Origin of the sequence: Dactylosporangium siamense, from assembly GCF_016862795.1 — a bacterium.
Taxonomy (GTDB): Bacteria; Actinomycetota; Actinomycetes; order Mycobacteriales; family Micromonosporaceae; genus Dactylosporangium; species Dactylosporangium siamense.
This window is the reverse complement of record NZ_BONQ01000044.1, coordinates 19,980-44,038: the sequence shown is the minus strand read 5'-3', so window position 1 is coordinate 44,038 and position 24,059 is coordinate 19,980. Positions and strand designations below refer to the sequence as shown.

Genomic DNA, 24,059 nt, shown 5'->3' with positions numbered 1-24,059 from the left:
CGTGGGCTCCGTCGATCCGCGGCACGGGCAGGCGCGCTGCCGTATCAACCATAGCCGAGGCGTTGACAGCCGGTCGAGACAAGCGGCAAGCTGGCCGGAGAGCGCTCTCTGACGGGGGGAGAGATCGATGGTCCTTGCACAGCTACGCCATCAGCGGGGGCGGTTCGTCGCCACGCTGCTGGCCGTCGCGATCGCGGTCGCCGGGTTCTCGCTGCTGCTGTCCGCCGCCCGCGGCGCGCAGGTGCGGGCGACCGGCACCGTGCAGGCGAACTTCCGCCCGCTGTACGACATCCTCGTGCGACCCGCGGACGCCGGCCCCGGGCAGATCGGGTTCGACCAGGTCGGCACCCGATACGGCGGCATCACCCTGCAGCAGTGGCACGACATTCAGGCCCTGCCGGGCGTCGACGTCGCCGCGCCGCTCGCTCCCGTCGGCACGTTCATGCAGACCGTGCGCCTGCCCGTCGACCTCACCGGGCAGCTGCGCCCCGGCCTGCCGCAGCAGGCGCTGCGGGTCCTGCCGACCTGGCTCTCCGACCGCGGCCTGACCAGCGCCACCGACGGCGCCGTCTACCTCTGGGCCACCGGCGACGAGCTGGAGCTCCAGCCCGGCGAGCCGTGGGAGCAGGGCCGCATGTACACCGGCGACGAGATCCCCGAACGCGAGCACATCTGGCGGATCGGCGCCGACGGCTCCCGCACCGAGGTCTGCGAGGCGCTCGCTCGCACGATCGGCATGACCGACCCGCTCGACCCGAAGCACCGCAAGGACCTGGCCTGCTGGTCCAGCAATCCCCGCTCCACCGTCGAGCAGCCCCAACGGGCCGAGGTGTACGTGGCGTTCAGCCTGCCGATGGTCATGGCCGCCGTGGACCCCGCGCAGGAGGCCCGCCTCAACGGCCTCGACACCACCGCCCTCACCCGCCCCGCCACCCCCGGCCAGGTGCCCGTCCTCGCCTCGACGACCCCCGCCGTGGACCGGCAGTTGCAGCTGCGCATCGACCGGCTCTCCGACGGTTCCGCCGCTTCGGGTGCGGCCGGGGTGCGCCTGGACAACCTGCTCGACGTCTTCGAGGCTGATCGCGGCGGTACCGTCGACGAACGCACCGTGGACGTCTCCGACGTCTACCGACAGCTGCTCGCCGACCTCTCCGCACCCGCATCGGACGGGTCGCCCGACTGGGCGCGGCGACGGACCCTGGTCGGCCAGTACTGGCTGCCCGGCGCGGCCGGCGCGGCCCAACCGGCGACCGGCGACTGGGGCGGCTCCGCCGACAACGGCGTCTGGTACAACCCGCTGCCCCTGGAGCTGACCGATCCGCACGTCCGCGCCCTGCCCCGGGTCGGCGCCGAATACACCGGCCCCGGCTCCGTGCCGCCGGTCAGGCTGCAGGGCATCGGCACGTTCGACCCGGCGAAGCTCGACGCCGGCCCGCCCCTGGCCACGCTGCCGGCCTCGCTGACCGGCGACCCCGCCCTCACCGGCGCCGACGCCGCGTCCCGCACCGCCCTCGGCAACCGGACCCTGCTGCCCGGCGGCAACATCGGCGGCCCCGCGGCGGCGCGGCCGACGCTGCTCACCAGCCTGTCGGCGATGACGGCGCTGCGCCAGCCGCCGTACGCACCGCCGCCCGCGGCCGCGTCGCCGGGCTTCGCCGAGGCGCCGATCAACACGGTGCGGGTGCGGGTCAGCGGCGACGTCGGCATGGACAAGCTGTCGCAGGAGCGGGTCCGGGCCGTCGCCGAGCGCATCCAGCAGGCGACCGGCCTGCGGGTCGACCTGACCGTCGGCTCGTCCGTCGCGCCCGCCGACCTGGCCGTGCCCGCCGGCGTCCACGGCCGTCCCGCGCTGACGGTCGACCAGCCGTGGCTGCGCACCGGCGTCGCGACCGTGGTCGTCTCCGCGATCGACCGCAAGAGCCTCCTGCTCGCCGGGCTGGTCCTCGTCGCCTGCGTCCTCGCCGTCGCCAACGCCACCGGTGCCGCGCTGCGCGCCCGGCACACGGAGCTCGCCGTCCTGGCCTGCCTCGGCTGGCCCGGCCGCCGGCTGTTCGGCCTGGTCCTGACCGAGGCCCTGGCCCTCGGCCTGTCCGCCGGCCTGGCCGGGACCGTGATCGCCCTCGCGGCCGCCCCGGCGCTCGGGATCACCCTGCAATGGACCGCCGCGGCCGTCGCCGTGCCGGCCGCGCTGCTGCTCAGCGTCCTCGCCGCGCTGCAACCCGCCTGGCGGGCCAACCGCACCGACCCGGTCGCCGCGGTCCGGCCGGCGGTCAGCACGGTCCGGCGGGCCCGCACCCCGCGCAGGATCGCCGGCCTCGCCTGGACGAACCTGCTGCGCACCCCCGGCCGCACCCTGGTCGGCGTGCTCAGCCTCGCCATCGGCGTCGCCGCGCTCACGTTCCTCGCCGTGCTCACCATCGGCTTCCGCGGCACGGTCAGCGGCACCGTCCTCGGCGACGCGGTCACCGTCCAGGTCCGCGGCACCGACTACCTCGCCGCCGTGCTCACGATCCTGCTCGGCGCGGCCGCGGTCGCCGACGTGCTGTACCGCGGCATCCGCGAACGGGCCGGCGAGTTCGCCCTCCTCGGCGCCAGCGGCTGGGGCGACCACCTGCTCGTGCGACTCGCCGGCTACGAGGCCGTCGCGCTCGGGACGGTCGGCGCGCTCCTCGGCACCGGGATCAGCCTCGGCCTGGCCTACGCCCTCGGCGGGGCGCTGCCCGGCCCGGTCTGGCTCGCGGCCGCCGGCGCCGCGGTGGCCGGCCTGCTCGTCACCGTCGCGGCGGCCACGATCCCGCTGCGTGCCCTGCGCCGCCTGCCGATCGCCCGCCTCCTCGCCGAGGCATGACCAGTCGCGGGGCCTGCTCGTGTGTCGCGCCGCGCGCCGCGCGTCGCCTGCCCGCCTCCTCACCGGGCGTGACCGGTCGCGGGGCCTGCTCGTGTGTCGCGCCGGGTGCCGTGTGTCGCCTGCCCGCCTCCTCACCGGGCGTGACCCGGTCTCGGGCCGGCTCCTGCTCGTGATCGAAGCCGTGTGCCGGTCGTCGGAGCGACCGGTCCGCGGCTTTGATCACGAGACGATGGTCAGCGAGGTTGGTCTGGCGGCGTTGTGCCTGTCGCGCGCCGGTCGGTCCGGTCAGACCTGGAGGGCTGCGGCGTCGGACTCCTGGCCGGGCAGGACGACGAGGTCGTCGGGGCGCATCGAGCGGGTCCCGGGGTCGGTGTCGAGGCGGACGTCGTATCGCCGCGGTGGCCCCACCGCACCCCAGGCCGCGCCGACGATCGTGCCGGTCGACGGTGACCCCGCGAGCCGGATCCTGGTCCCCGGGGCGTGACCGTCGTCGGCGACGACGAGGAGCGCGTCGAGCACCTGACCCGCGCCGTCCCAGGGGGCGCGCAGCACGTACGGCTCACCGTCAGCACCCTCGACCGGCATCGTGAACGTGCGGCAGACCAGTGTCAGCCGGTCCGCGTCGTGCCGCACCGCGGGGCTCGCGTTGTCCTGGCCCGCCCGCAACGCGTCCTCGACCCGCCCCCACAGCTCGGCGACCCCGTCGTCGAGGACCAGCCGGGCGGCCCGGTCGACCTCCGCGCACTCCATGTCGACGGCCGTCTCCTCCCCGAGCTCCGCGGTCCAGGCGAGGTCCATCGCGGCCGGGACCAGCCCGGGCGCCTCCCGCACCACTACCAGGTACAGCATGGCGAGGAGGTCTTCGAGCCCATCACCGGCGTAGCAGGGACCCGCGTGGCTCTCACCCGCGGGGAACCGCTCCACCAGGTGTGCGGCCCGTCCACCCGCGAGGCGTGCGGCGCGGCGGGTGTCGTGGAGCTTCACCGCGGCGGGTCGCAGCTCCCGGCCGATGATGGTCCACCGGCCCGGCACGCCGGACGGGTACACGGTCCGGCCGAGGCTCGCGAAGCTCTCACCCGGTCCGACGCCGGCTCCGGCGAGCTGGCGGGCGGCGACCGAGTAGGCGATGCCGGCCTGCGCGGCGTGTGCCCTGATCGCGCGCCGGCGCTTCCGGTCGCGCCGCGCCCGTCCACCCGAACCGACCTGCCCGCCGCCGGACTCCTCCGCGGCGGGGCCGGGCGCCTGGCCGTCGGGTTGGGGCTCCTGCTTGTCGGGTTCCGCGGCGCGGTGAGGGTCCTGGTTGTCCGCTTCGTCTGCCATCACGAGACCTCCGGCGTCGACCCACGCCCGCACCGATCGGACGGCGGAACTCCGCCGGGCAGCCTGCACCGCCGCGCTGAGTCTGAGCCTCTTGGCCTCGGGTCACGGCCGGCGTGGGCGACCGTGTCGTGGCTCAGGCAGGCGCACTGCCCACCCTGACGATACCGCCGCCCCACCGTCCCCGTCCCACCCCGCGGTGTTCGCCGACAGCGGAGCGACCTCGACTACCTGGTTGATCGGTGGTCGCCCGCGGCCAGTAATCAACCAGGTAGTCGGCACTTCGGTCCGCAGCGCGTCGGCGACGAGGGCCAGCCGGCGCGGCGGAGGAGGACGGCGACCGCGGCGGCGCTCACGCACGGGCGCCGGTGCACATCTGCCCAGCCGAACCGCAGCGTGATCCGTCCCCGCACGGCGCTGACGTGGTCACGGAGCCGGTCGTGGCCGGGGTCCTCGTGCACCGCCCTGCCGTCGAGCTCGACGACGAGGCCGAACGGCTCATACTCCACGTCGCTGTACGTCGTCGCGCCCCGGTCCTGCCGCCTGCGCTGCCGGGTGCCCGGCGGCAGCCCGTGCGGCCGCTCGACGTCGCGCAGGTAACGCAGCTCCAGCACCGAGTGGCAGCCGGCCGCGACATCGGCGACGGCGGCAGTCAGCGCCTCCCGCCAGCGCAGCCGCTCGCGGGCGGAGAACGCCATGCGGAGCCGGTCCGGTGTCGTCAACCTCCGGTTGCACGCCCGCGCGATCCAGGCGACCGCCGCGTCGACGTCCTTCGCGGCCTGGGTCAGGTCCACAACGGTGTCCTCCACACCGGTGCGGGCCGGGTCCCGCGCCGATGCTTCGGTGGGCGTGCGGTGACGGCGGTGCGTCCAGACGCCTTCGATCGGCCTGACATGCCGTTGCCATGGCACGCTGACGTGGATCGGTGGTTCCGGCCGGTCGATCAGGCCGATGAGCTCCGCGGCCGTCTGATGGCTCAGCACGGCATCCGGGCCCGCGGTCAGCAGCGCCGCCCACAGCACCGCGGGGCGGGTCGGCTTGCCGGAGAAGGTGTAGTACACCCCGGCGAAGGCCCGCTGCCACCGGCCCGTTCGCAGCCGCCTGCGGATCTGGTCCGCGGAGATGCCTTCCGCGACCGCTTGGCCGCGGGTGATGACACCGGCCTGTTCCTCTGCACGCACCTTGTCGAGGGTGGGACCGTCCCGGCCGGTGCGCCAGCACGAGTTCGTGCCTGTGGACAACGGGCCGGGACGCTCAGAGGGTGACGAGGGAACGGACCGCGAGGGCGGAGCCGACGAGCAGGACCAGTGCGGCGGTGCCGGTGGGCGCGAGCCTGGTCAGCCGGTCATTGAACCGCAGGCGGGCCGGCCACTTGTCGCGGACCTTGATGAGCAGCAGGCCGGCGGCGGTGAGGGTGCCGGCCATGCCCAGACCGTAGGCGAGCACCAGGAGAACGCCGAACCAGGTCCTGCCGAGGGCGACGGCGCCGAGCAGCACGATCAGGGCCGACGGGCTCGGCACCAGCCCACCGGCGATCCCCATGCCGACCACCGCGAGCCGGCTCGGCCGCTCCACCCCGCGCCCATGACCGTGCCCGTGAGCATGCTCGTGCACACGGGATCCACCGTGGTCGTGGTCGTGGTCGTGGTCGTGGTCGTGGTCGTGGTCATGAGAGTGGTCGTGGTCGTGGCCGTTCTCATGGCCGTGGTCATGGCCGTGGCCGTGGGAGTGGCCGTGGGAGTGGTCATGGGATTCGCCGTGGCCGGTGGAGTGGTCGTGGTCGTTCTCATGGGAGTGGGAGCGGTCGTGCTCGTCGTGCGTGTGCGGCGCCTGCGAATGCGTGGCCGGGCCGTGGGAGTGGGTGTGACCCGACGGGCCGTGGGAGTGTGCGTGGGCCGTGCCGCGGCGGCGGGACAGGAGCATGCTCAGGCCGATCGCCGCCACCAGCACCCCGCTCGTCACCCCCAGCCAGCCGAGCACCGTCTCCCCGGCCAGCCCCGCCGCAGTCGTCAGCAGCAGCCCGAGGAGCAGCACCCCGCCGGTGTGGGTGAGGGTGACGGTGGCGCCGACGGCGAGCGCGTCGCGGGGGCGGCCCTGCCGGCCGGCGAGGTACGCGGCCATGACCGTCTTGCCGTGCCCGGGCAGCGCGGCGTGCGCGGCGCCGAGGGTGAGCGCGAGCAGCACCGCCAGGAACCCGACCCACGGCGTCAGCGCGCGCTGGGCGACCCAGCCGCGCAGCGTCAGCTCCGCCTGGCCCGCCCAGCCGGGCAGCACCGAGGCCGGCAGCGCGACCGGCGGGCGCGGGGAAGCGGCGCCGAGCGTGCTGCCGCCGGGGGCGAGGCGCAGGGTCGCGGTGCGCACGGAAGGCGGCGAGCTGAGCAGGTCGTCGGGGTACGAGCGCAGCACGTCGCTGCGGGACGACGTCGGCAGCGGCGAGTCGACGATGTGCACACCGACGGCCGTCGCGGTGAGCTCCCGCCAGCCGATACGGTCGGCGTCGAAGTCGTTGCTCACCACGACGGTGGAGACCGACGACACCGGAGCGGACAGGTCGCACTCGAGGCGGCTGGTTCGCAGCCCGGCGGCGCCCGGGGAGTAGGTGAACACGGCGCGGTCGATCGTCCACGTGAGGGCAGCGCCGTCGACTGTGACCCGGAAGGCGGGTGCCACGTCCGTGCACGACGGGGCGGCCTGCAACGTCGGGAGCTCGGCGAGGTCCGCGACGTAGGCGACGCTGACCCGGTCGGGCTGGAACGTCAGCGCGCCCAGCTGGTTGACGGAGAAGTTGCCGAGCGGGTGCGCCTGCGCGCTGCCGGGCCACAGCAGGACCCCGGCCGCGACCGCGCAGAGCAGGAGGAGCAGGCGACGCATCACGACTCCAGGGTGGCGAGGGTCCGCACCGCGATCGGCGCGTCGACGGGGGAGAACTTCGGGTTGAGCGCGAGCGCCAGACGCAGCTGCACCAGCGCGGTCTCCCGATCACCGAGTGCGAAGGCGACCATGCCGTAGTGGTATGCGAGCGTCGCGTCGACCTGGCCGAGCGCGTTGGCGTGCCGGGCGAACGGCAGCGCCGCGGCCGGGTCGCCGGCGGACAGCAGCGTCCACGCGACCATGTCGGCGACCTCGCCGAACTGGCGGCGGTCCCACTCGGCGATCGCGAACCGGGCCGCGGCGGTGGCGTCGCCCGCGGCGAGCGCGAGGGCCGCGGCGCCGAGGTCGTCGGTGCCGCCGTTGGCGGTGAAGAGGGCGTGCGCGGCGCGGGCCAGGCCCAGCGCGGGGCCGGGGTCCTTGCCGGCGACCCGCAGCAGGCGGGCCTGGTCGAGCAGCGCGTCGACGGTCGGGGTGCGGGCGACGACCTTCTCCAGGTCGGCGAGCGCGGCGTCCAGATCGCCAAGAGCGGTGTCCAGGCGGGCCTTCAGCTGCCACAGCCCGACGGTGCCGGCGTCGGCGGCCAGGCCGAGGGACACGTGCCGGGCGGCGGTGGCGAGGTCGCCCGCGGCCCACGCGAGGCTGCCGAGGTGCTGGTGGCAGAACGCGACGTCGGCCGGTTCCGTGGCGCTGGCCAGGGCCTGCGTCATGAGCGCGACCGCCTCCGCGCGCTTGCCGTGTTGTTCGAGGTCGTAGGAGCCGCGGGTGTACGAGGCGAGCCCCGGCCGCAGGTCGAGCATCCGCTGCACGGCGGCGGTGGCGGCGTCGGGGTGGCCGAGCTGGGTCTCCGCGTCGGCGAGGACGCCGTATGCGGTGTCGGACCAGGCGTTCACCGCGAGGGCCTGCCCGGCGAGGTCGCGGGCGGCGGCGAAGTCGTGCCGGGCGTTGGCGAGGGCGCCGAGGCCGGCGAGCGCGGCCGCGTTGCCGTCGGGGCGCACCTCCAGGGACTTGCGCAGCGCGCCCTCGGCCTTCGGGTAGTACGCGGGGTCGGCGCTGACCCGGGACTGCTCCAGGTACGCCTCGCCGAGCGCGGCCCAGGCTGTCCAGTCGCCCGGAACGCGGCGGAGCCGTTCCTGCTGCGCGGCGATCGTCGCGACCAGCCGGCTGGTCGCCGGTGGACGGCTGGACTCCACCGCCGCAGGTGCACCGCCGGACGGGCGGCCGACCAGAGCGCCGAGGCCGAACAGCAGCGCTGCCGCCAGTACCACTCCCAGAACGATGCGAACCCGCATGACTCCTCCTCCCAAGGGGTGGGGCGCGTCCACTGTGGACGCGCCCCGCGGTTCGGCGATATCAGGGCTGGGTGGTGCGGCGGCGCCGCCACCAGCCGACGAAGAGCAGCGCGCCGAGACCGGCCGCGATCGCCGACGTGCTGACCGCGACGGCGGTCATGCCGGTGCCGGACTCGAACGCCGACGGCGTCGTGTCAGGCTGCGCGGCCGCCGAGGTGGCGGGCGCGCCGTTCTTCAAAGAGGCGCCGGTGCCGCCGCCCTTGTTGACCGACTCGGTGTTCGGCAGGGCCAGGTACGGGAACGCACCCTCGAAGGCGTTGTCGTTCGCGTCGACCTTGTCGCCGGCGGCGAGGGCGTCGACGAGCTTGCCGGTCTGCGCCGCACCCTCGACGGCCTGCACCGCGATGTCGACGACGTCGTCGGTGAGCCGCCGGCCGTTCGGGAAGCCCTGCAGGTCGCCGGCGAGGACGCCGAGCCGGTTCGGTTGTGCGGTGACCGGCACGCCCAGGTTGAGCCGCAGCATCTCCGACGGCCGGAAGTTGGCCGCGACGACGTCGGCGTTGTTGAGCTGGGAGTTGAGGTCCGCCTTGATCGGCCCGCCGGCCTTGGTCGTGATGCCGGTCAGGAAGATCTCGACGAGGTCGTTGCGGGGTGCCGGAGGCGCCGGCACCTTGTAGATCGCCTCGATGAGCTTCGGCAGCTCCGGGTCGGTGACCCGGGCGACGACGGCGGGGATGCCGGCGTCCTGGTCGGGGCTGATCGAGTTGAACGCGTCCTTCAGCGACGCCGGCACGACGACCTCGTTCACGAGCGGGTTGCCCAGCCGGGACACCTGGACGCGATCGCCCTGGACCGCGGAGGAAACCCCGGTGACGCGGGTCTTGGCGCGTTCCGTGGTCGTCCAGACGCCGATGACCGGGTTGCGCTTCGCGTCGCCCTTGAGGGCCACGTCGGAGAACGGCACCTGCAGCGCGATCGAGTTGACGTTGTAGCCGGCGAGGGTGTCCTGGCCGACCTCGCTCAGGTCACCGCCGTACAGCAGGTCGAACACCCGCAGGTCCAGGTAGAACGGGTCGTCGGCCTGGCCGGCGTAGACGTTCCAGCCGCCGGGGAGCCGCTTGTTGGCCTCGTTGCGCAGCTTCGCGTAGTCGGGCATCGTGGCCTTGCCGACCCGCGACGGCGCGACCGGCGCGCCGGTGATCCTGGTCTTGAAGGGCTCACCGTGGAACGACGACTCCAGGGTGTAGGTCTGGCGGAACAGCAGGTTCTCGTCGTCGAGCGAGGTGACCGGGCCGTTGGCGTAGAGGAACGTGTCGCCGCCGCGGCGGTCGATGTTCTGGAACGTCCAGCGGAACACCGCGTCGGCCTTCGCGTCGCCGTCGCTGTCGACGTTGATGTTGTAGACGGCGTCGGTGGCGAAGGGGTAGAAGTTCGGGCCGCCGTTCGGCTCGGAGAACGGCTGCCAGTTGGCGATGAACGTGACGTAGCCGGCACGTTCGGGGCTGACGAACGCGTAGAGGTCGGTGTTGTCGACGGCCGGGTCGGCGGCGACGAGCGGCGCCTCCCGGTGGCTCGAGGCCGACGAGGTGCCGGGCCCGAGGCCGGCGAACGCCACACCGGCCGCCACGAGCGTGGCGGCGGTGGCGCGCCACCGGCGACCTGCCCGGGTTGGAGTGGTCATGAGGGTGGTCCTCCCGCGTCTGGAGCGGTCCTGTGGTGGACCGCCGCACGAGAGGACTTCGCTTTCGCCCGGGTCGATGGATGGGTCGGTGTCGGCTTGCTGTCAGCGACCCATCCGCCCCTGTCTCAGCTCCGAATCAGCGCTCCCGGCGGACCCCGACGCCGCCGTAACCGTGGGAGACCTGCTCCTCGCCGTCGTCGGGGCGCCACTCGCCCAGCCACACCAGTCCGGGCTCGAGCAGGTCGTAACCGTCGAACAGGTTCGCGATGGCGGCCTTGGCACGGGGCACGATCGGCGCGCTGGACTGCCGGTACACCTGCTGGCCGGCGGCTGCGGGCGCGACCGGTACACCGTCGAGGGTCAGGTGCGACACGACGAGGTGGCTGCCGGGCGCGGTGGCGTCGCGCAGCCGGGCGATGAGGTCACCCGGGTGCGCCTCGTCCGGCACGAAGTGCAGGATCGACACCATCAGGATCGCGACCGGCCGGCTGAAGTCGAGGTGCCCGGCGACGGCGGGGTCGGCGAGCAGCGCCTCCGGCTCCCGCAGGTCCGCGCACGCCACCGACACCCGGTCCAGACCGTCCACAAGGGACCGGGCCTGGGCGACCGCGACCGGGTCGTTGTCGACGTAGACGACCTTGCCGTCGGTCATCTCGTGCACGTTGCCCTGCGTCGGCAGGCCGGTGCCGATGTCGAGGAACTGCCGGACGCCGGCGTCCGCCAGGTGCCGCACCGCCCGCTGCAGGAACCGCCGGTTGGTCCGCGCCGCCGCCGGCGTGTCGGGGAAGATCGCCAGGATCTTCTCCGCCGCCTCCCGGTCGACCGCGAAGTTGTGATACCCGCCCAGGTAGTAGTCGTACATGCGGGCCACGTTGGGGATGCTGGAGTCGACGTCGCCGAGACCGGTCATCCATCCACCTTAATGGGGTACGTTGCGGGCCATGCTGGACGGACTCGAAGACGTCGACTGGGCCTGCCTCGAACACGCCTACGGACCGGCCACCGACGTGCCCGATCATCTGCGTGGCCTGCTCGCCCCGGAGGCGGAGGACCGCCGCCGCGCGTTGAGCGGTCTGTACGGCGACATCTGCCATCAGGGGACCCGCTACGAGGCGAGCGCGCCGGCCGTGCCGTTCCTGCTGGAGCTGCTCGCCGACCCGGCGACCCCGGACCGCGCCGCGATCGCCGGGCTCGTCGCGGGCATCGCGGTCGGCCAGCACGAGGCGTGGCTGCCCGGCGGGTTCCCGGTCGCGGAGCTGCGCGCCGCCGCGGTGGGCGGGGCCGAGCTGCTGCGCGCCGCGCCGGCACCGACCGAGGACGACGAGGACGCCGACGACGACGTCGAGACCAGGATGGACTACTGGGAGGGCCTCGACGACGCGCAGCGCGACGCGATGGCCGCGCACATCGACGTCGCCGCCTACGACGCGGTCCGCGCCGGGCTGCCGGCGCTGCGGGACCTCCTCGCAGACGGCGATGCGGCGGTGCGGTCCGCCGCCGCGTTCACCCTCGCCTGGTTTCCCGAGGATCCGTCGGACGCGGCGCTGACCGGCGCCGTCGGCGACCCGTCCCGGTCCGTCGCCGCCACCGCGCTCGTCGCGCTCGGCCTGCTGGGCACCGCCATGCCGGCCGCGCTGCAGGACCCGAAGCCGGAGATCCGGTGGGCGGCGGCGATCGGGCTCGCGAGCGTGCACGGCGCCGAGGCGGGCGCCGGAGCCGCCGCGGAGCTGCTGGCGTGGGCCGGCGGCGCGAGCACCGCCCGGGCCGGCATCCCGTTCCTCGACGGCGACCTCGCCGGATACGCGGCGCTGGCCCTGCCCGGCCTCGGCGCCGGGTACGCCGCCGCGAGCCTGGACGCGCTGCTGGCCCGGCTCGGCTCCGTCACCGGCGTGGAGACCCTGCCGGTCCTCGGCACCGCGCTGCGGTCGGTCTTCCCGGACGGGCCGCTGCCCGCCGGTGACCCGCTCGACCCCGCGCAGCGCCGGTTCGCCCGGACCCTGGCCTCGGCGCCCGCCGCATGGCAGTTCGGCGGGCGCCGGTTCGGCAACGTGACCTCGCTGCTGCGGGCGTACGGACTGCCCGGCGACCCCGATGAGCTGCGCGCCCTCGCGGGCTGACCACGTCCGGGCGGGTCAACTGTTGTCATCCGGCAATCTGTTGTACGGTGGGGAAGTCGTCACCACAGGCGACCTGCCCTACGTTGTGCACACAGCGTGACCAGGCAGGTCAGCCGCCGGGCCCGTCCAGACAGCGGCGGTCCACCCGGCGATGACGGTTCCGCGGTCTACCGCCGGCGCTCAAGACACGGGCGCTGTGAGCGATCTTCTGACCGGTCTTGAGCCCCGTGCGTCCTGCATCCAGGATTGCCCGCTCGTCGTCGCTCCAAACGACGTCCCACCAGGACTGGCCGGTCATGCACCGAAAGGCTGACCCTGCCGTGAGCACTGACCTGTACACCGACGCCACCCTTATCGGCACCACCGACAGCGTCACCGTCACCACCACGCCGGCCCCCGATGCCCGGACCGCCGCCGCGCCGGCCGCTGGGACGCACCGCACCCGGGAGACCGACGCGCAGGCCAAGGCCCTGCTGTCGCTGCTCGCCGACCTGCCGGCCGGCGTCGACCGGGAGCGCGTCCGGGCCCGGCTCATCGAGCTCTACATCCCGCTCGCCGAGTATCTCGCCCGGCGCTTCCGCAACCGTGGCGAGCTGTTCGACGACCTCGTGCAGGTCGCGAACCTGGGTCTGATCAAGTCGGTAGACGGGTTCGACCCGACCCGGGGTGCGGCGTTCACCAGCTATGCCATCCCGATGATCGTCGGCGAGCTCAAGCGGCACTTCCGTGACAAGGGCTGGGACGTGCGCGTGCCCCGCCGCCTGCAGGAGCTGCGCCTGGAGATCTCCAAGATCTCCGGCGACCTCGCGCAGGACCTCGGCCGCTCCCCGACCGTCGCCGATCTGGCGGCGAAGCTCGGCGTGAGCGAGGAGGACGTGATCGAGGGCCTCGACTGCGGCCAGGCGTACCGTGCGCTGTCGCTGGACGCGCCCGTCGGCGAGGCCGGCGACGGCGGCGCCACGGGCCTCGGTGACCTGCTCGGCGGCGACGACCCCGACATGGTCAACGTCGAGAACCGGGAGGCGCTGCGCCCGCTGCTGGCGAAGCTCCCGGAGCGCGAGCAGAAGATCATCGCGATGCGGTTCCACGGCAACCTGACCCAGTCGCAGATCGCCGCGGAGCTCGGCATCTCCCAGATGCACGTGTCCCGGCTCCTGGCCGGCGCCCTGAAGACGCTGCGCGCGTCCCTCACCAGGGACTGACGATCGATCGGAAGGGGCGGCCACGGCCGCCCCTTCCGCCTATCCCTGGAACCGCGGCGCGGGCAGCCCGCGGGCGTCCGGGTCGAGCAGCAGCAGGTGCCCGGAGCGTGGCGCCTCCGCGCCGCGACCCCGCCGGGCGCTGGTCACCGCCAGCAGGCTCAGGTCCGCCCCCACGAACGCGCACCGCGTCGGTCGCGGCACCGGCACCTCGACGACCCGGTCGATCACGCCGTCGGGGGAGTAGCGCACGATCCGGCCGCCGTCCCACTTGCAGTTCCAGACGTAGCCGTCCGCGTCGACGGTGACGCCGTCCGGGAACCACGCCTCGTCCTCGTCGGAGGCGAACAGCCGCCCGCCGCCGACGGTGCCCGACCCGGGGTCGAAGTCGTAGGCGGTGATCCGGCTGCGGGCCGAGTCGACGTGGTACATCGTGCGCCCGTCGGGGCTCCACGCCGGCCCGTTGGACACGATGACGTCGCCGAACGCCCGCGTGACCGCCAGGTCCTCGTCGAACCGGTAGAACGCGCCGGTCGCGCCGGTCTCCTCGACGTCCATCGTGCCGAACCAGAACCGGCCGCCGGGGTCGACGGCGCCGTCGTTGCACCGGTTACCGGGCCGGTCGGTCTCCAGCTCGGCGACGACCTCGACGACGCCGGAGTCGACGTCGACGAACGCGACGGCGTGCCGCAGCGCCGCCACCAGGCCACCGCCGGCCCGCAGCCCGACGCTGCCGGCCGTGGCCGGCAGGTGCAGCGTCGCCACGTCGCGGGTGGCCCAGTCGAGGGTGAACAGCAGGTCCCGGTCGATGTCGACCCAGTGCAGCCGGCCCTTGACGTCGTCCCAGAGCGTGCTTTCGCCCAGCTCGCACGGGATGTCACTCAGTGTCTCCACCGGAGTCTCAATCATCAGCGCGCTCCCTGCCGTAGGTGAAGAGGATGGCGAGGATGACCAATCCGTAGATGACGTTGCGACCGTACTCCGGGACGCGTTCGGCCTGCAGCAGGGTCACGATCGCGACCAGGGTGACGGAGCCGGCGACGACGCCGACGTAGTGCCCGCGGCCACCGAGGATGGACACGCCGCCGACGACGACCGCGGCGATCGACTCGAACAGGTACGGGTCGCCGAGCCCCAGCGACGGCTGCCCGCCGTAGGCGACCAGCGTGATCCCGGCGAGGGCGGCGAACACGCCGCTGAGCATGTACAGCACCACGGTGACCCCGCGCACCCCGACGCCGGCCAGGAACGCCGCGCGGGGGTTGTTGCCCACCGCGTAGACCCGCCGGCCGAACGTGGTGAGGGTCAGCAGCACCGTCACGAACAGCGCCACCCCCGCCCACAGCAGCAGCTCCGACGGCACGCCGAAGAGCCGCCCGACGACCAGCCGGCGCAGTGGTTCGGGGGCGTACGACGCGCACGAGCCGCAGGTGAGCCCCTTGGACAGGCCGAGCGACAGCCCTTGCAGGACGCCGTTCATGCCGAGGGTCATGACGACGGCGGGCACCCCGAGCCAGGCGACGCCGAGCCCGTTGGCCAGCCCGACGGCGGCACCGACGCCGAGCGCGAGGGCGACGGCGAGGGGGAGCCGGCCGGACTGCCCGAGGCTGCTGGTGGTGAGCACGATCGCGGCGCCGTTGAGCACCCACGGCATCGACAGGTCGATGCCGCCGACGAGGACGACGAGCATCTGCCCGGCGCCCACGAACCCGATGAAGCTCGCCAGGACCAGCATCGTGCGCAGGCTCGTCCACGACCCGAACCCGGGGTGGATGACGGCGCCGGCGACGAGGATGGTGGCCGCGGCGGCGAACGCGTACAGGACCCGCCGGTGCGGCCCGGCGAGGACCCGCTTCGCGGTGTCGAGGGTGGTCATGCCCGCCTCCAGCGCACGAGACTGCCCAGCAGGACCGCGACGACCAGGAACAGTCCCTGGAACAGCGACTGGTACAGCGGGTCGATGCCGGCGAAGAACAGCACGTCGATGACGAGCGTCAGGGCGAACGCCCCGGCGACCGCGCCGAGTGCGGAGCCCCGCCCGCCGGCGAACGCGATGCCGCCGACGACGACGGCGGCGATCGAGGTGAGGATGAACGAGTCGCCGGCGTTGGGGTCGCCGGACGTCGTCGTCGACACGTAGAACACCGCGGCGAGGCCGCTGCACACGCCGGACAGCGCGTACACCCCGACCTTCACCCACACGGTCGGCACCCCGACGGCGCGGGCGGCGGTCTCGTCGCTGCCGACGGCGTAGACCCGCATGCCGAAGCGGGTGCGCCGCAACACCAGCCAGCCGGCGACCGCGACGCCGAGCCAGATCAGGCCGGTCGGCACGTCCGGGTCGGTGAGGACGGAGCGCACCGCGGGGGAGATCTCGCCGCCGGGCACCGGCAGCACCTTCAACGCCAGTCCACTGTAGACGGACAGGGTGGCGAGGGTGGTGAGGATCGGTGCGATGCGGCCCTTGGCGACGATGAGCCCGTTGACGGCGCCGCACGCCGCGCCGGCGCCGACCGCCGCGAGCATCCAGCCGGCGGTGACGGCCGCGCCGGAGGTCGACCCGGCCGCGACGATCGCGACGCCGAGGCCGACCATCCCGCCGACGGACAGGTCGATGCCGCCGGTCAGCACGACGAGGCTCTGCCCGATCGCCACGAACACCAGCGGCAGCGAGGTGTTGAGCAGCGACAGGTAGTCGAACGGTGTCGGCAGGTGCCCGAGGCTGGTGGTGTACACGACGAGGTAGGCGATCGCGGTCGCGGCGAGGACCGCGTAGCCGAGGGTGGCGGCGCGCAGCTCAGACATGTTCACGCTCCCGCATCGCCGCCGCGACGATCAGCTCCGCGTCACCGACGGGCCCCTCCAGCTCCGCCGCCACCCGGCCCTCCCGCATCACCAGGACCCGGTGGCACAGGTGCGCGATCTCCTCGGTCTCGCTGGAGTACAGCAGGACCGCCCGCCCCTGCGCGGCGAGGTCGGCGACGAGGGCGTAGAAGTCGTGTTTCGTCGCGGCGTCCACGCCCCGGGTCACGTCGAACAGCAGCAGCACCTCGGCGCCGCTGAGCAGCCAGCGGCCCATCAGGACCTTCTGCTGGTTGCCGCCGGAGAGGGTGCCGACGGGGTGGCCGGTCGACGCGGTGCGCACCGCGAGCCGGTCCACGATGTCGCGCACCGCCCGGTGCTCCGCGGCCCGGCGCACGAACCCGGCGACCGAGCGCCGCTCGAGGGTGGCGAGGGCCAGGTTGTCCCGCACCGACATGGGCAGCAGCAGCCCTTCGGCCTTGCGGTCCTCCGGCACGTACGCGATGCCGATCCCGGCCCGGATCGCGTCCTTCGGCTTCCTGATCGTGCGTGCCGTGCCGCCGACCGTGACGGCCGGCTTCTGCCGTCCGGCCCCGAACAACGTGAGGAACAGCTCGCGCTGGCCCTGCCCGGCCAGCCCGCCGATGCCGAGGATCTCGCCGCGATGCAGCTTGACCTCGACATCGCCGACCCGCGCTTCGAGGGCGACGGTGTCGCCCGGTGGGGCGAGTGGTGGATATGTGGCGTCCAGGGTGCGGCCGCTCATCAGGGTGACCGCCTCGGACTCGGTGAGCCGCTCCCGGGTCGTGACGTGGGTGCCGTTGCGGAAGACGGTCACCCGGTCGGCGAGGGCCTCGATCTCGCGCCACCGGTGCGAGGTGAACACCACGCAGCAGCCCTCCGCCCGCAGCCGTCGCATGTGCTCGGCCAGCCACGCCACCTGCTGCTCCTGCAGCGCCGCGGTCGGCTCGTCCAGGATCAGCACCTCCGGCCGGGTGGCGAGGACCCGCACCAGCTCCACGACCTGCCGGTGCGCCACCGACAGGTCGCGGGTGACGGTGCGCGGGTCGAGGTCGTCGATGCCGTGCTCGTGCAGGACCTCCTTCGCCACCGGGACCAGCCGCCGCCGCACGACCAGACCGAGCCGTCCGCGTGGCGGGTCGTGCAGCAGCAGGTTCTCCGCGATCGTGAGGTCCGGCAGCAGCGACAGCTCCTGGAACGCCGTCGCGAGCCGCCCGGTGACGCGGACGGTGCCCCGGTCGGGCTTGACGAGGCCGCAGAGCACCTTGATCATCGTGCTCTTGCCGGCGCCGTTCTCGCCGGCGAGCGCGTGGATCTCGCCGGGACGCGCCGCGAACGACGCGCCCCGCAGAGCCCGCACCCCGCCGAAGGAGCGGTCGACTCCTTCGGCGTGCACGGCGTACGTGTCCATCATCCGAGCTTCACCGCGAGGGTCTTGCCCGGGCACGGCGTGCCGTCGGTCGCCGCCTCCTGGCACAGCACGACGGTCGCGTTGGGGCCGGAGTCGGTGAAGTCGGCGAAGAAGCTGTCCGGCAGGTCCGGGAACACGGTCTCGCCGACCTTCACGGTCTCCGACGTGACCATCGGGAACGGGATCGTCACACTGGTCTTCGGGTGCTCACCCTTGATCACGGCCCGGGCCAGCTCCAGGGAGATCACCGACAGGAACGGCGGCTGCCCGATCGACATGCCGTTGACCTTCGGTGGCGTCACCCCGGCCAGGTACTTGCGGAAGCCGTTCTCGGCCTCGCCACCGACGACCGGGACCGGCCGGTTCGCCTCCAGGAACGCCTTGATCACACCGTCGGTGCCGCCGGAGACCCACACCCCGTCGACCTTCGGCAGGCTCGGCAGCTGCGCCGCGGTCTGCCGTTGCGCGGTCGCGGAGTCCCACGAGCCGCTGTAGGTGGCGACGACCTTGATGCCCGGGTTGGCGTCGAACACCTTCTTCGCACCGGCGTTGCGGTCGTTGTCGGCGCCGGTGCCGGCCACCCCGGTCACCATGACGACGTTGCCCTGGCCCTTGAGCTGGTCGACGATGAACTGGGCGAGCTGCTCACCGAACTTGACCTGGTCGGTGTTGACCGTCAGGCCGCACTTGTTGTCGACGGTGTTGTCGAACGACACGACCACGATCTTGCGGTCGCAGGCCTGCTGGACGACACCGTTGAGGCCGCTGGTCGACGCGGCGTTGATGACGATCCCGTCGACCCCCTGGGCGATCAGGTTGGAGATCTGGCGGCTCTGCGTGGCCACGTCGTTGCCGGCGTTGAACACGCTGCAGTCGACCTGGTCCTTGTACGGCGGCATCGCGCACGCCGCCTTGAACACGTTCTCCATCTCGACCCGCCAGCCGTTGCCGATGAACGAGTTGGACAGGGCGATCTTCAGCTTTCCCTTGCTCTCCTGCGGGGTGGCCTTCTCCGAACTGCAGGCGACGGTGCCCGGCAGCAGGAGCGCGAGCGCCAGGAGGGCCTTCGCGTAGCGCGGTAGCATCATGGTTGCTCCACCTTCGACGATCGGGCGCGGACGGCAATCCGCGGCCGGTTGTTTGTGCTGCATTGGCGTGCGGCAGGGCGGCCAGAGCCGTTTCGCTCTGGCCGTTTCCTCTTTTGGGCGCGCTGGGCTCAGCGCGGTGCGTTTCCCGTGGTTTCGGGATGCGTTTTCCGGTGCGTTTTCCGGGGTGTTTTCCCAGGGTGTTTCCGGGGTGTCTGCGGGCGCGTTTCTTCGGGGTGTTCCGGGTGTGCGCCGGCCGGCCGTCGGGTTGGGAAGGCCGGCCGGCGGGTCGGCGGCCGCCTGACGGCGGCGGGTGTCAGCGAGCGGGAAGCGGAAACCTGGTGGCGTCGGCGGCCGCCTGACGGCGGCGGGTGTCAGCGGACGGGGAGCGGAAACCTGGTGGCGTCGCGGAGCACGGCGGCGGCCGCACCCACGACGACGACCACGTCGATACCGATCTCACCGGCGACGACGTCGGGGACGGCCTCCCCGGCGTGGATCGCGCGGCGCATCATCGACTGGCGCAGCGGCTCGATGAGGATGTCACCGGCCGGCGCGAGACTGCCCCCGAGCACGATCAGCTCGGGGTCGAGCAGGTTGTACATGTTGGCCATGGCGACCCCGATGTGCCGGCCCGCGTCGGCGAGGACGCGGCGGCACCCGGCGTCGCCCTCGTGCGCGAGGGCGATCACCTCGCCGATCGAGGGCCGGCGGCCGTGGCTCTGCCACAGCTGGTCAGTGATGGCGTCCGGGTTGGCCAGGGTGTTCAGGCATCCCCGGCCGCCGCACGCGCACACCAGGCCGTCCTCGTTGATCGTGGTGTGGCCGATCTCGCCGGCCGTGCCGTTGGCGCCGACGTAGAGGCTTCCGTCCATCACGAAGCCCGCGCCGATGCCGGTGGCGGTGTAGATGTAGGCATAGTCCCGCAGCCCCCGCGCGGCGCCCCAGGTCATCTCGGCCAGGGCGGCGAGGTTGGCGTCGTTGCCGGCGTGCACCGGCAGCCCGAGGACGTGCTCGCCGAGCAGCCGCGGGTCCAGGCCCACCCACGGTTTGAGGGTGCACGCGCGGCCGGTGAGCCCGGTCCGGCGCTGGATCGGCCCCGGCATGGCGATGCCGACCCCGATCACCTCGTCGCGGCGGAACCCGGTCTGCTCCAGCAGCCCGTCGATCAGCCGGTCGACCAGCAGCAGGGTGTCCTCGGGTGAGGTCTGCTCGTCGACCGCGACCGCCTGGTGCCGCAGCAGCTCCTGCGCGACGTCGCACACCGCGATCCGCACGATGCCGTTGCCGATCTCGACGCCGACGGCGGCGCCGAGGCTGCCCTTGAGCCCGATCAGCGTCGGCGGCCGGCCCGCCTTCGCCGCGCCGCCGCGGTTGGCGCCGAACCCGTTGCCGGGTGCGGCGAAGCCGTTGCCGTTGCCGTTGCCGGCCCGTGGTCCGTCCCCGCCGAGCTCGACCACCGCGCCGGCGTCGATCAGCTCGCCGACGACGCTGGCGACCGTCGAGCGGGACAGCCCGATCTCGGCGAGCGCGGCCCGGCTCATCGCACCGTGCTGCCGCAGCGCGTGGATCACACGGCTGCGGTTCGCGCTGCGTTGGGCGGAGCTCGAGTCGAGCGGCGACATGACTTGAGTATTCGCATTCCTCATGGTCCAGTCAATAGACACTGCGGTAGAGCGCTTCCCCGAGTTTGGTTCTGCTTGTTTCAGGCAAAATGAGCACCCCTGGAGTGGCGATGGAAATGCATCCGGCAATGACCGCCATGCATCACTGGATCTTGGGCGCGGCGACGGGCGACTGGACCCGGCTCGTCGGCATGCTCGCCGGGTCCGTGACGTTCCACGTGCCCGTCGAGGGGTTCGCCGGGGTGCGCCACGGCGCCGCCGACGCGATCCGCTTCTTCGAGTGGCTGGCCGACTCCGTGCGCGCCGACCTCGTGGTGCACTCGGTGCTGACGGGGGAGGCCGGGGTCGCGTTCGAGGTCCAGGTGACCGGCACCATGCACGGTGAGCCCTTCACCCAGCGGCTGTGCCTGGTCTTCGAGGTGCGCGACGGGCTCGTGCACCACTTCCGCGAATACCTCGCCTGGCCGGGCGGCCTGCGCTGAATCCGGCCGCCCTCACTCACACGGGTGCCCCGGGCCCCGGGTGCGCACCGGGGCGGCTCCCCGGCCGTTAGCCTCGGACGAGGGGGTGGGCGAAATGGGTAAATCGCCGGAATTGAAGTGGGTCCTGCGGCCGGACCGGAACGGCGTGCACCACGCCGAGCTGGCCCCGCACGACGGCAAGGAGATCTACGCGTTCGGGGACACCGACGTCAACGGCCGCGTCGAGATCACGCTGGTGGACGGCACGCGCGTCCGCGCCCGGCGGGGTGAACTGATCCCCTGCTGAAACGAGCGGCCCTGCCGGGCCGGCGTCGGGCTTCCACGGCCCCTCCCGCCGGGCCGGCAGGGTCCGCACCGCGCTCCGGCGCCCGGGCCCTTACGGCCGGGCGCCGGAGCCACGCAGGCGGGACTCCAGGAAGGCGCGTTCCACCGCGTTGTCGCACAGGGTGATCGCGGTCCGGTACGCCGCGTCGGCCTCCGGGATCCGGTCCAGGCGGCGCAGCAGGTCGGCCCGGGCCGCCGGCAGGTAGTGGTACCCCGCCAGCCTGGGGTCCTCGGCGAGGGCGTCGAGCAGCGGCAGCGCCGCGGCGGGGCCGTCGGACATCGCGACGACGACCGCGCGGTTCAGCGCGACGACCGGTGAGGGCCAGGCGTGCAGGAGGAGGTCGTACAGGCCGCGCAGCTGCCGCCAGTCGGTCCCGGCGTAGGTGGGGGCCTCGGTGTAGACGGCGGCGATCGCGGACTGCAGGGCGAAGCGGCCCGGGCGACCGCCGCGCAGCGCCCCGCGGACCAGACGCAGGCCGTCGGCGATCTGGGCGGTGTCCCACCGGGTGCGGTCCTGCTCCTCGAGGAGCAGCAGCCGGCCGTCGGCGCCGACGCGGGTGGCGCGGCGGGCGTCGTGCAGCAGCATCAGGGCGAGCAGTCCCTGCGCCTCGCGCTCGTCGGGCATGAGGGCGCACAGCGTGCGGGCCAGGTCGATCGCGCGCTCGACCAGGTCGGGGCGCAGCAGGTCGGGGCCGGTCGGGGCGGCGTGGCCGGTGGTGAAGACCAGGTGCACCACGGTGAGCACGGCGTCGAGCCGGTCTGGCAGGTCCTCCAGGGGCGGCACCCGGTAGGGGATGGCCGCCGCCGCGATCTTCTTCTTCGCGCGGGTGACGCGGGCCGCCATGGTCGGCTCGCTGACCAGGAACGCGCGGGCGATCTCCGCCGTGGTCAGCCCGCAGACCAGGCGCAGCGTGATCGCCAGCTGGGCCTCCCGGGCGAGCGCCGGGTGGCAGCAGGTGAAGACGAGGCGGAGCCGGTCGTCGGGGATCTCGTCGGGCGCGTCGGGCGGGTCGTCCGCGGACGGGACCACGAGCAGCGGCAGCTTGGAGCGCAGCGTCGCGGCCCGCTTGTGGGCGTTGAGGGCGCGACGCTGGGCGGCGACGGTCAGCCACGCGCCGGGGTTGTCCGGCACGCCCTGCCGCAGCCAGGCGTCCATGGCGGCGACGTACGCGTCCTGGACGCACTCCTCGGCGAGGTCCAGGTCGCGCGCGACGCGCACCGTCGCGGCGAGCACTCTGGCCCACTCGCGACGGTGCGCGTCGGCGACCGCCTCACGGACGGCGGCGGTCTCCAAGACGACTACTCGAACACCATCACCGGGCGGACCTCGACGCCGCCGAACCGGGCGGGGCAGAGCTTGCCGATCGCGAGGGCCTCGTCGAGGTCCTTCGCCTCGATGACGTAGTAGCCGCCGAGGATCTCCTTCGTCTCCACGAACGGGCCGTCGGTGACGACGTCGCCGCGGATCGTGGTGGCGGTCTGGGTCGGCTGCAGGGCGTTGCCGCCGACCAGCTTCTCGCCGACCTGCTCCGAGAAGCGGTTGTGTGCGTCCATGACCTCCTGGAACACGGACGGGTCCGCGTTGTCGTAGTCGGCCTCGTTCTCGTAGATCAGGATCAGGTACTGGGCCATCGCGGGCACTCCTTCAAGGGAAAACGTCCTCTTACACTCCTACGTCAATCGGGACGTCTGCCGGATCGACAGGCCGGGCGAACTTTTTTGCCGAGAATTTCTGGTAGGCCAGGGCGCAGCCCGCCACGGCCGCGGTGCCGAGGACATACCAGCCGCTGAGGGCCAGCAGGCCCAGCGAGGCGGCGAAGGCCACGGCGGCGCACCACCAGACCGGCGACCGCCGGGGCAGCAGGCGCAGCGCGGCGGCCGTGCCCAGGACGTACACCAGGACAAACGCGCCGCTGGTCAGCAGCACCAACGGCCTGGTGCCGGTGCCGGTCAGGGTGGCGAGCAGCAGCGACACCCCACCCAGCGCCGCGACGACGGCGAGGCTGCGCCGGGGCACCTCACCGGCCCCGCTGCCCCGGCCGAACCACGCGGGCAGCGCCGCGTCCCGGCCGAGCGCCGCGCCGAGCTTGGCCGCGCCCGCGTAGTAGGCGTTCATCGTGCCCAGCGTCAGCAGCACCGCGGCGACCGCGGTGAGGACCTTGACCTGCCCGCCGACGCCCCGGGCGAGCAGTTCGGCGAGGGGCGCGTCGCCCGGCGCCGGTCCGAGCACCAGGATGCTGGCGGCGGCGATGCCGAAGTACAGCACCCCGACGACGACGAGCGCGATCGCCGTGGCGCGGGGCAGGTCCCGTTCGGGGCGCCGGAAGTCGGCCGCCAGGGACGTGACCGCCTCCCACCCGGCGAACCCCCACACCAGCAGTGCCGCCGCCGACCCGACCGCCCACCAGCCGTGCGGCGCGAACGGCTGCAGGTGCTCGACCTTCGCGTGCGGCAGCGCGGTCGCGGTGGCGGTCAGCAGCAGCGTGACCAGCAGCAGCGCCAGCCCGAGCTGCAGCCGGCCGGACACCCGCACGCCCCCGAGGTTGCCGGCCGTCACCGCGAGCATCAGCCCGGCGGCGGTCAGCAGCTCCGTGCGGGTGCCGCCGCCGAGCGCGGCCGACACATACGCCCCGGCGAACAGCGCCGCCGCGGGCGCGCCGACCGGCACCGCCAGGTAGAAGCACCAGCCGACGACCGCCGCGGCGCGCTCACCGAACGCCTTCCGGGCGTAGGTGGCGACGCCGCCCGAGTCGGGGAACCTGGCGCCGAGCGCGGCGAACGTCGCCGCCAGGGGCACCGACAGCGCGATCAGGGCGGCCCAGGCGACGAGGGAGGCGGGCCCGGCGGTCTGGGCGGCGAGGGCCGGCAGCGCGATGACCCCGGTGCCGAGCACCGCACCGATCGAGAGAGCCGCCCCCTGGGGCACGTTCAGCATGCGTCCATTCGACACCGTCCCCCGGGTCCGGGACGAGTGGCAGGAATGCCAT

20 protein-coding genes are annotated in these 24,059 nt (G+C 73.6%); 5 read left to right on the top strand and 15 right to left on the bottom strand.

Annotated elements, in window-relative coordinates; genetic code table 11:
• The first annotated feature begins 127 nt into the window (after positions 1–127).
• Positions 128–2,848, top strand: coding sequence for an ABC transporter permease (locus Dsi01nite_RS14060; protein ID WP_203846575.1), 2,721 nt, complete (start codon positions 128–130; stop codon positions 2,846–2,848).
• Positions 2,849–3,133: 285 nt separating this feature from the next.
• Here Dsi01nite_RS14060 and Dsi01nite_RS14055 read toward each other — a convergent pair whose 3' ends face one another.
• The 6 genes from Dsi01nite_RS14055 to Dsi01nite_RS14030 all read right to left on the bottom strand — a co-directional run bounded on the left by Dsi01nite_RS14055 (position 3,134) and on the right by Dsi01nite_RS14030 (position 10,916).
• Positions 3,134–4,168, bottom strand: coding sequence for a hypothetical protein (locus tag Dsi01nite_RS14055; protein ID WP_203846574.1), 1,035 nt, complete (start codon positions 4,166–4,168; stop codon positions 3,134–3,136).
• Positions 4,169–4,428: 260 nt separating this feature from the next.
• The gene (locus Dsi01nite_RS14050; protein ID WP_203846573.1) at positions 4,429–5,346 is read right to left on the bottom strand and encodes a type IV toxin-antitoxin system AbiEi family antitoxin domain-containing protein; all 918 of its coding nucleotides are present in this window, start codon (positions 5,344–5,346) and stop codon (positions 4,429–4,431) included.
• 73 nt (positions 5,347–5,419) lie between these two features.
• A complete protein-coding gene (locus Dsi01nite_RS58295; protein WP_203846572.1) occupies positions 5,420–7,036 on the bottom strand; it encodes a nickel/cobalt transporter in 1,617 nt (538 codons plus the stop codon).
• Complete coding sequence (locus tag Dsi01nite_RS14040) at positions 7,036–8,325, bottom strand: tetratricopeptide repeat protein (RefSeq protein ID WP_203846571.1); 1,290 nt, start codon at positions 8,323–8,325, stop codon at positions 7,036–7,038. The genes Dsi01nite_RS58295 and Dsi01nite_RS14040 overlap by 1 nt, the downstream gene beginning before the upstream one ends.
• A gap of 61 nt (positions 8,326–8,386) precedes the next feature.
• Entirely contained in the window at positions 8,387–10,006 is a 1,620-nt protein-coding gene (locus Dsi01nite_RS14035; protein ID WP_203846570.1) for a DUF4331 domain-containing protein, read from the bottom strand.
• A 136-nt stretch (positions 10,007–10,142) separates the two neighbouring features.
• Complete coding sequence (locus Dsi01nite_RS14030) at positions 10,143–10,916, bottom strand: SAM-dependent methyltransferase (RefSeq protein WP_203846569.1); 774 nt, start codon at positions 10,914–10,916, stop codon at positions 10,143–10,145.
• A 31-nt stretch (positions 10,917–10,947) separates the two neighbouring features.
• Between Dsi01nite_RS14030 and Dsi01nite_RS14025 the strand changes: the two genes are divergently transcribed.
• Both Dsi01nite_RS14025 and Dsi01nite_RS14020 read left to right on the top strand, forming a co-directional pair.
• A complete protein-coding gene (locus tag Dsi01nite_RS14025; RefSeq protein WP_203846568.1) occupies positions 10,948–12,123 on the top strand; it encodes a HEAT repeat domain-containing protein in 1,176 nt (391 codons plus the stop codon).
• Positions 12,124–12,443: 320 nt separating this feature from the next.
• Complete coding sequence (locus Dsi01nite_RS14020; protein ID WP_239135888.1) at positions 12,444–13,325, top strand: SigB/SigF/SigG family RNA polymerase sigma factor; 882 nt, start codon at positions 12,444–12,446, stop codon at positions 13,323–13,325.
• A 39-nt stretch (positions 13,326–13,364) separates the two neighbouring features.
• Here Dsi01nite_RS14020 and Dsi01nite_RS14015 read toward each other — a convergent pair whose 3' ends face one another.
• From Dsi01nite_RS14015 to Dsi01nite_RS13990, 6 genes are all read right to left on the bottom strand, one after another.
• Positions 13,365–14,231, bottom strand: coding sequence for an SMP-30/gluconolactonase/LRE family protein (locus Dsi01nite_RS14015; protein ID WP_203846566.1), 867 nt, complete (start codon positions 14,229–14,231; stop codon positions 13,365–13,367).
• Positions 14,224–15,198, bottom strand: coding sequence for an ABC transporter permease (locus Dsi01nite_RS14010; RefSeq protein ID WP_203846565.1), 975 nt, complete (start codon positions 15,196–15,198; stop codon positions 14,224–14,226). The genes Dsi01nite_RS14015 and Dsi01nite_RS14010 overlap by 8 nt, the downstream gene beginning before the upstream one ends.
• A complete protein-coding gene (locus Dsi01nite_RS14005; protein ID WP_203846564.1) occupies positions 15,195–16,127 on the bottom strand; it encodes an ABC transporter permease in 933 nt (310 codons plus the stop codon). Before Dsi01nite_RS14005 ends, Dsi01nite_RS14010 begins: the two co-directional genes overlap by 4 nt.
• The gene (locus Dsi01nite_RS14000) at positions 16,120–17,559 is read right to left on the bottom strand and encodes a sugar ABC transporter ATP-binding protein (protein ID WP_203846563.1); all 1,440 of its coding nucleotides are present in this window, start codon (positions 17,557–17,559) and stop codon (positions 16,120–16,122) included. Before Dsi01nite_RS14000 ends, Dsi01nite_RS14005 begins: the two co-directional genes overlap by 8 nt.
• On the bottom strand, positions 17,556–18,644 hold the full coding sequence (locus Dsi01nite_RS13995) for a sugar ABC transporter substrate-binding protein (protein WP_203846562.1): 1,089 nt from the start codon (positions 18,642–18,644) through the stop codon (positions 17,556–17,558). Before Dsi01nite_RS13995 ends, Dsi01nite_RS14000 begins: the two co-directional genes overlap by 4 nt.
• 371 nt (positions 18,645–19,015) lie before the next feature.
• The gene (locus Dsi01nite_RS13990) at positions 19,016–20,266 is read right to left on the bottom strand and encodes an ROK family transcriptional regulator (protein WP_203846561.1); all 1,251 of its coding nucleotides are present in this window, start codon (positions 20,264–20,266) and stop codon (positions 19,016–19,018) included.
• A gap of 137 nt (positions 20,267–20,403) precedes the next feature.
• Here Dsi01nite_RS13990 and Dsi01nite_RS13985 point away from each other — a divergent pair, with 137 nt between their 5' ends.
• Positions 20,404–20,748, top strand: a complete 345-nt coding sequence (locus tag Dsi01nite_RS13985; protein ID WP_203846560.1) for a nuclear transport factor 2 family protein — start codon at positions 20,404–20,406, stop codon at positions 20,746–20,748.
• A gap of 94 nt (positions 20,749–20,842) precedes the next feature.
• Positions 20,843–21,034: a hypothetical protein gene (locus Dsi01nite_RS13980; protein WP_203846559.1), complete on the top strand. Its 192-nt coding sequence runs from the start codon at positions 20,843–20,845 to the stop codon at positions 21,032–21,034.
• A 90-nt stretch (positions 21,035–21,124) separates the two neighbouring features.
• Here Dsi01nite_RS13980 and Dsi01nite_RS13975 read toward each other — a convergent pair whose 3' ends face one another.
• The 3 genes from Dsi01nite_RS13975 to Dsi01nite_RS13965 form a co-directional block, all read right to left on the bottom strand.
• The gene (locus Dsi01nite_RS13975; RefSeq protein WP_203846637.1) at positions 21,125–22,306 is read right to left on the bottom strand and encodes an RNA polymerase sigma factor; all 1,182 of its coding nucleotides are present in this window, start codon (positions 22,304–22,306) and stop codon (positions 21,125–21,127) included.
• Positions 22,307–22,371: 65 nt separating this feature from the next.
• Complete coding sequence (locus Dsi01nite_RS13970; protein ID WP_203846558.1) at positions 22,372–22,704, bottom strand: YciI family protein; 333 nt, start codon at positions 22,702–22,704, stop codon at positions 22,372–22,374.
• Between the two features lie 31 nt (positions 22,705–22,735).
• Entirely contained in the window at positions 22,736–24,007 is a 1,272-nt protein-coding gene (locus Dsi01nite_RS13965) for an APC family permease (RefSeq protein WP_203846557.1), read from the bottom strand.
• Positions 24,008–24,059 lie beyond the last annotated feature (52 nt).

What these genes read in the sequence shown, in the direction of transcription:
- Dsi01nite_RS14060 (WP_203846575.1), top strand. Translation starts at nt 128, where the DNA reads ATGGTCCTTGCACAGCTACGCCATCAGCGGGGGCGGTTCGTCGCCACG.
- Dsi01nite_RS14055 (WP_203846574.1), bottom strand. Translation starts at nt 4,168, where the DNA reads ATGGCAGACGAAGCGGACAACCAGGACCCTCACCGCGCCGCGGAACCC.
- Dsi01nite_RS58295 (WP_203846572.1), bottom strand. Translation starts at nt 7,036, where the DNA reads ATGCGTCGCCTGCTCCTCCTGCTCTGCGCGGTCGCGGCCGGGGTCCTG.
- Dsi01nite_RS14040 (WP_203846571.1), bottom strand. Translation starts at nt 8,325, where the DNA reads ATGCGGGTTCGCATCGTTCTGGGAGTGGTACTGGCGGCAGCGCTGCTG.
- Dsi01nite_RS14035 (WP_203846570.1), bottom strand. Translation starts at nt 10,006, where the DNA reads ATGACCACTCCAACCCGGGCAGGTCGCCGGTGGCGCGCCACCGCCGCC.
- Dsi01nite_RS14030 (WP_203846569.1), bottom strand. Translation starts at nt 10,916, where the DNA reads ATGACCGGTCTCGGCGACGTCGACTCCAGCATCCCCAACGTGGCCCGC.
- Dsi01nite_RS14025 (WP_203846568.1), top strand. Translation starts at nt 10,948, where the DNA reads ATGCTGGACGGACTCGAAGACGTCGACTGGGCCTGCCTCGAACACGCC.
- Dsi01nite_RS14015 (WP_203846566.1), bottom strand. Translation starts at nt 14,231, where the DNA reads ATGATTGAGACTCCGGTGGAGACACTGAGTGACATCCCGTGCGAGCTG.
- Dsi01nite_RS14010 (WP_203846565.1), bottom strand. Translation starts at nt 15,198, where the DNA reads ATGACCACCCTCGACACCGCGAAGCGGGTCCTCGCCGGGCCGCACCGG.
- Dsi01nite_RS14005 (WP_203846564.1), bottom strand. Translation starts at nt 16,127, where the DNA reads ATGTCTGAGCTGCGCGCCGCCACCCTCGGCTACGCGGTCCTCGCCGCG.
- Dsi01nite_RS14000 (WP_203846563.1), bottom strand. Translation starts at nt 17,559, where the DNA reads ATGATGGACACGTACGCCGTGCACGCCGAAGGAGTCGACCGCTCCTTC.
- Dsi01nite_RS13995 (WP_203846562.1), bottom strand. Translation starts at nt 18,644, where the DNA reads ATGATGCTACCGCGCTACGCGAAGGCCCTCCTGGCGCTCGCGCTCCTG.
- Dsi01nite_RS13990 (WP_203846561.1), bottom strand. Translation starts at nt 20,266, where the DNA reads ATGTCGCCGCTCGACTCGAGCTCCGCCCAACGCAGCGCGAACCGCAGC.
- Dsi01nite_RS13985 (WP_203846560.1), top strand. Translation starts at nt 20,404, where the DNA reads ATGCATCACTGGATCTTGGGCGCGGCGACGGGCGACTGGACCCGGCTC.
- Dsi01nite_RS13980 (WP_203846559.1), top strand. Translation starts at nt 20,843, where the DNA reads ATGGGTAAATCGCCGGAATTGAAGTGGGTCCTGCGGCCGGACCGGAAC.
- Dsi01nite_RS13970 (WP_203846558.1), bottom strand. Translation starts at nt 22,704, where the DNA reads ATGGCCCAGTACCTGATCCTGATCTACGAGAACGAGGCCGACTACGAC.
- Dsi01nite_RS13965 (WP_203846557.1), bottom strand. Translation starts at nt 24,007, where the DNA reads ATGCTGAACGTGCCCCAGGGGGCGGCTCTCTCGATCGGTGCGGTGCTC.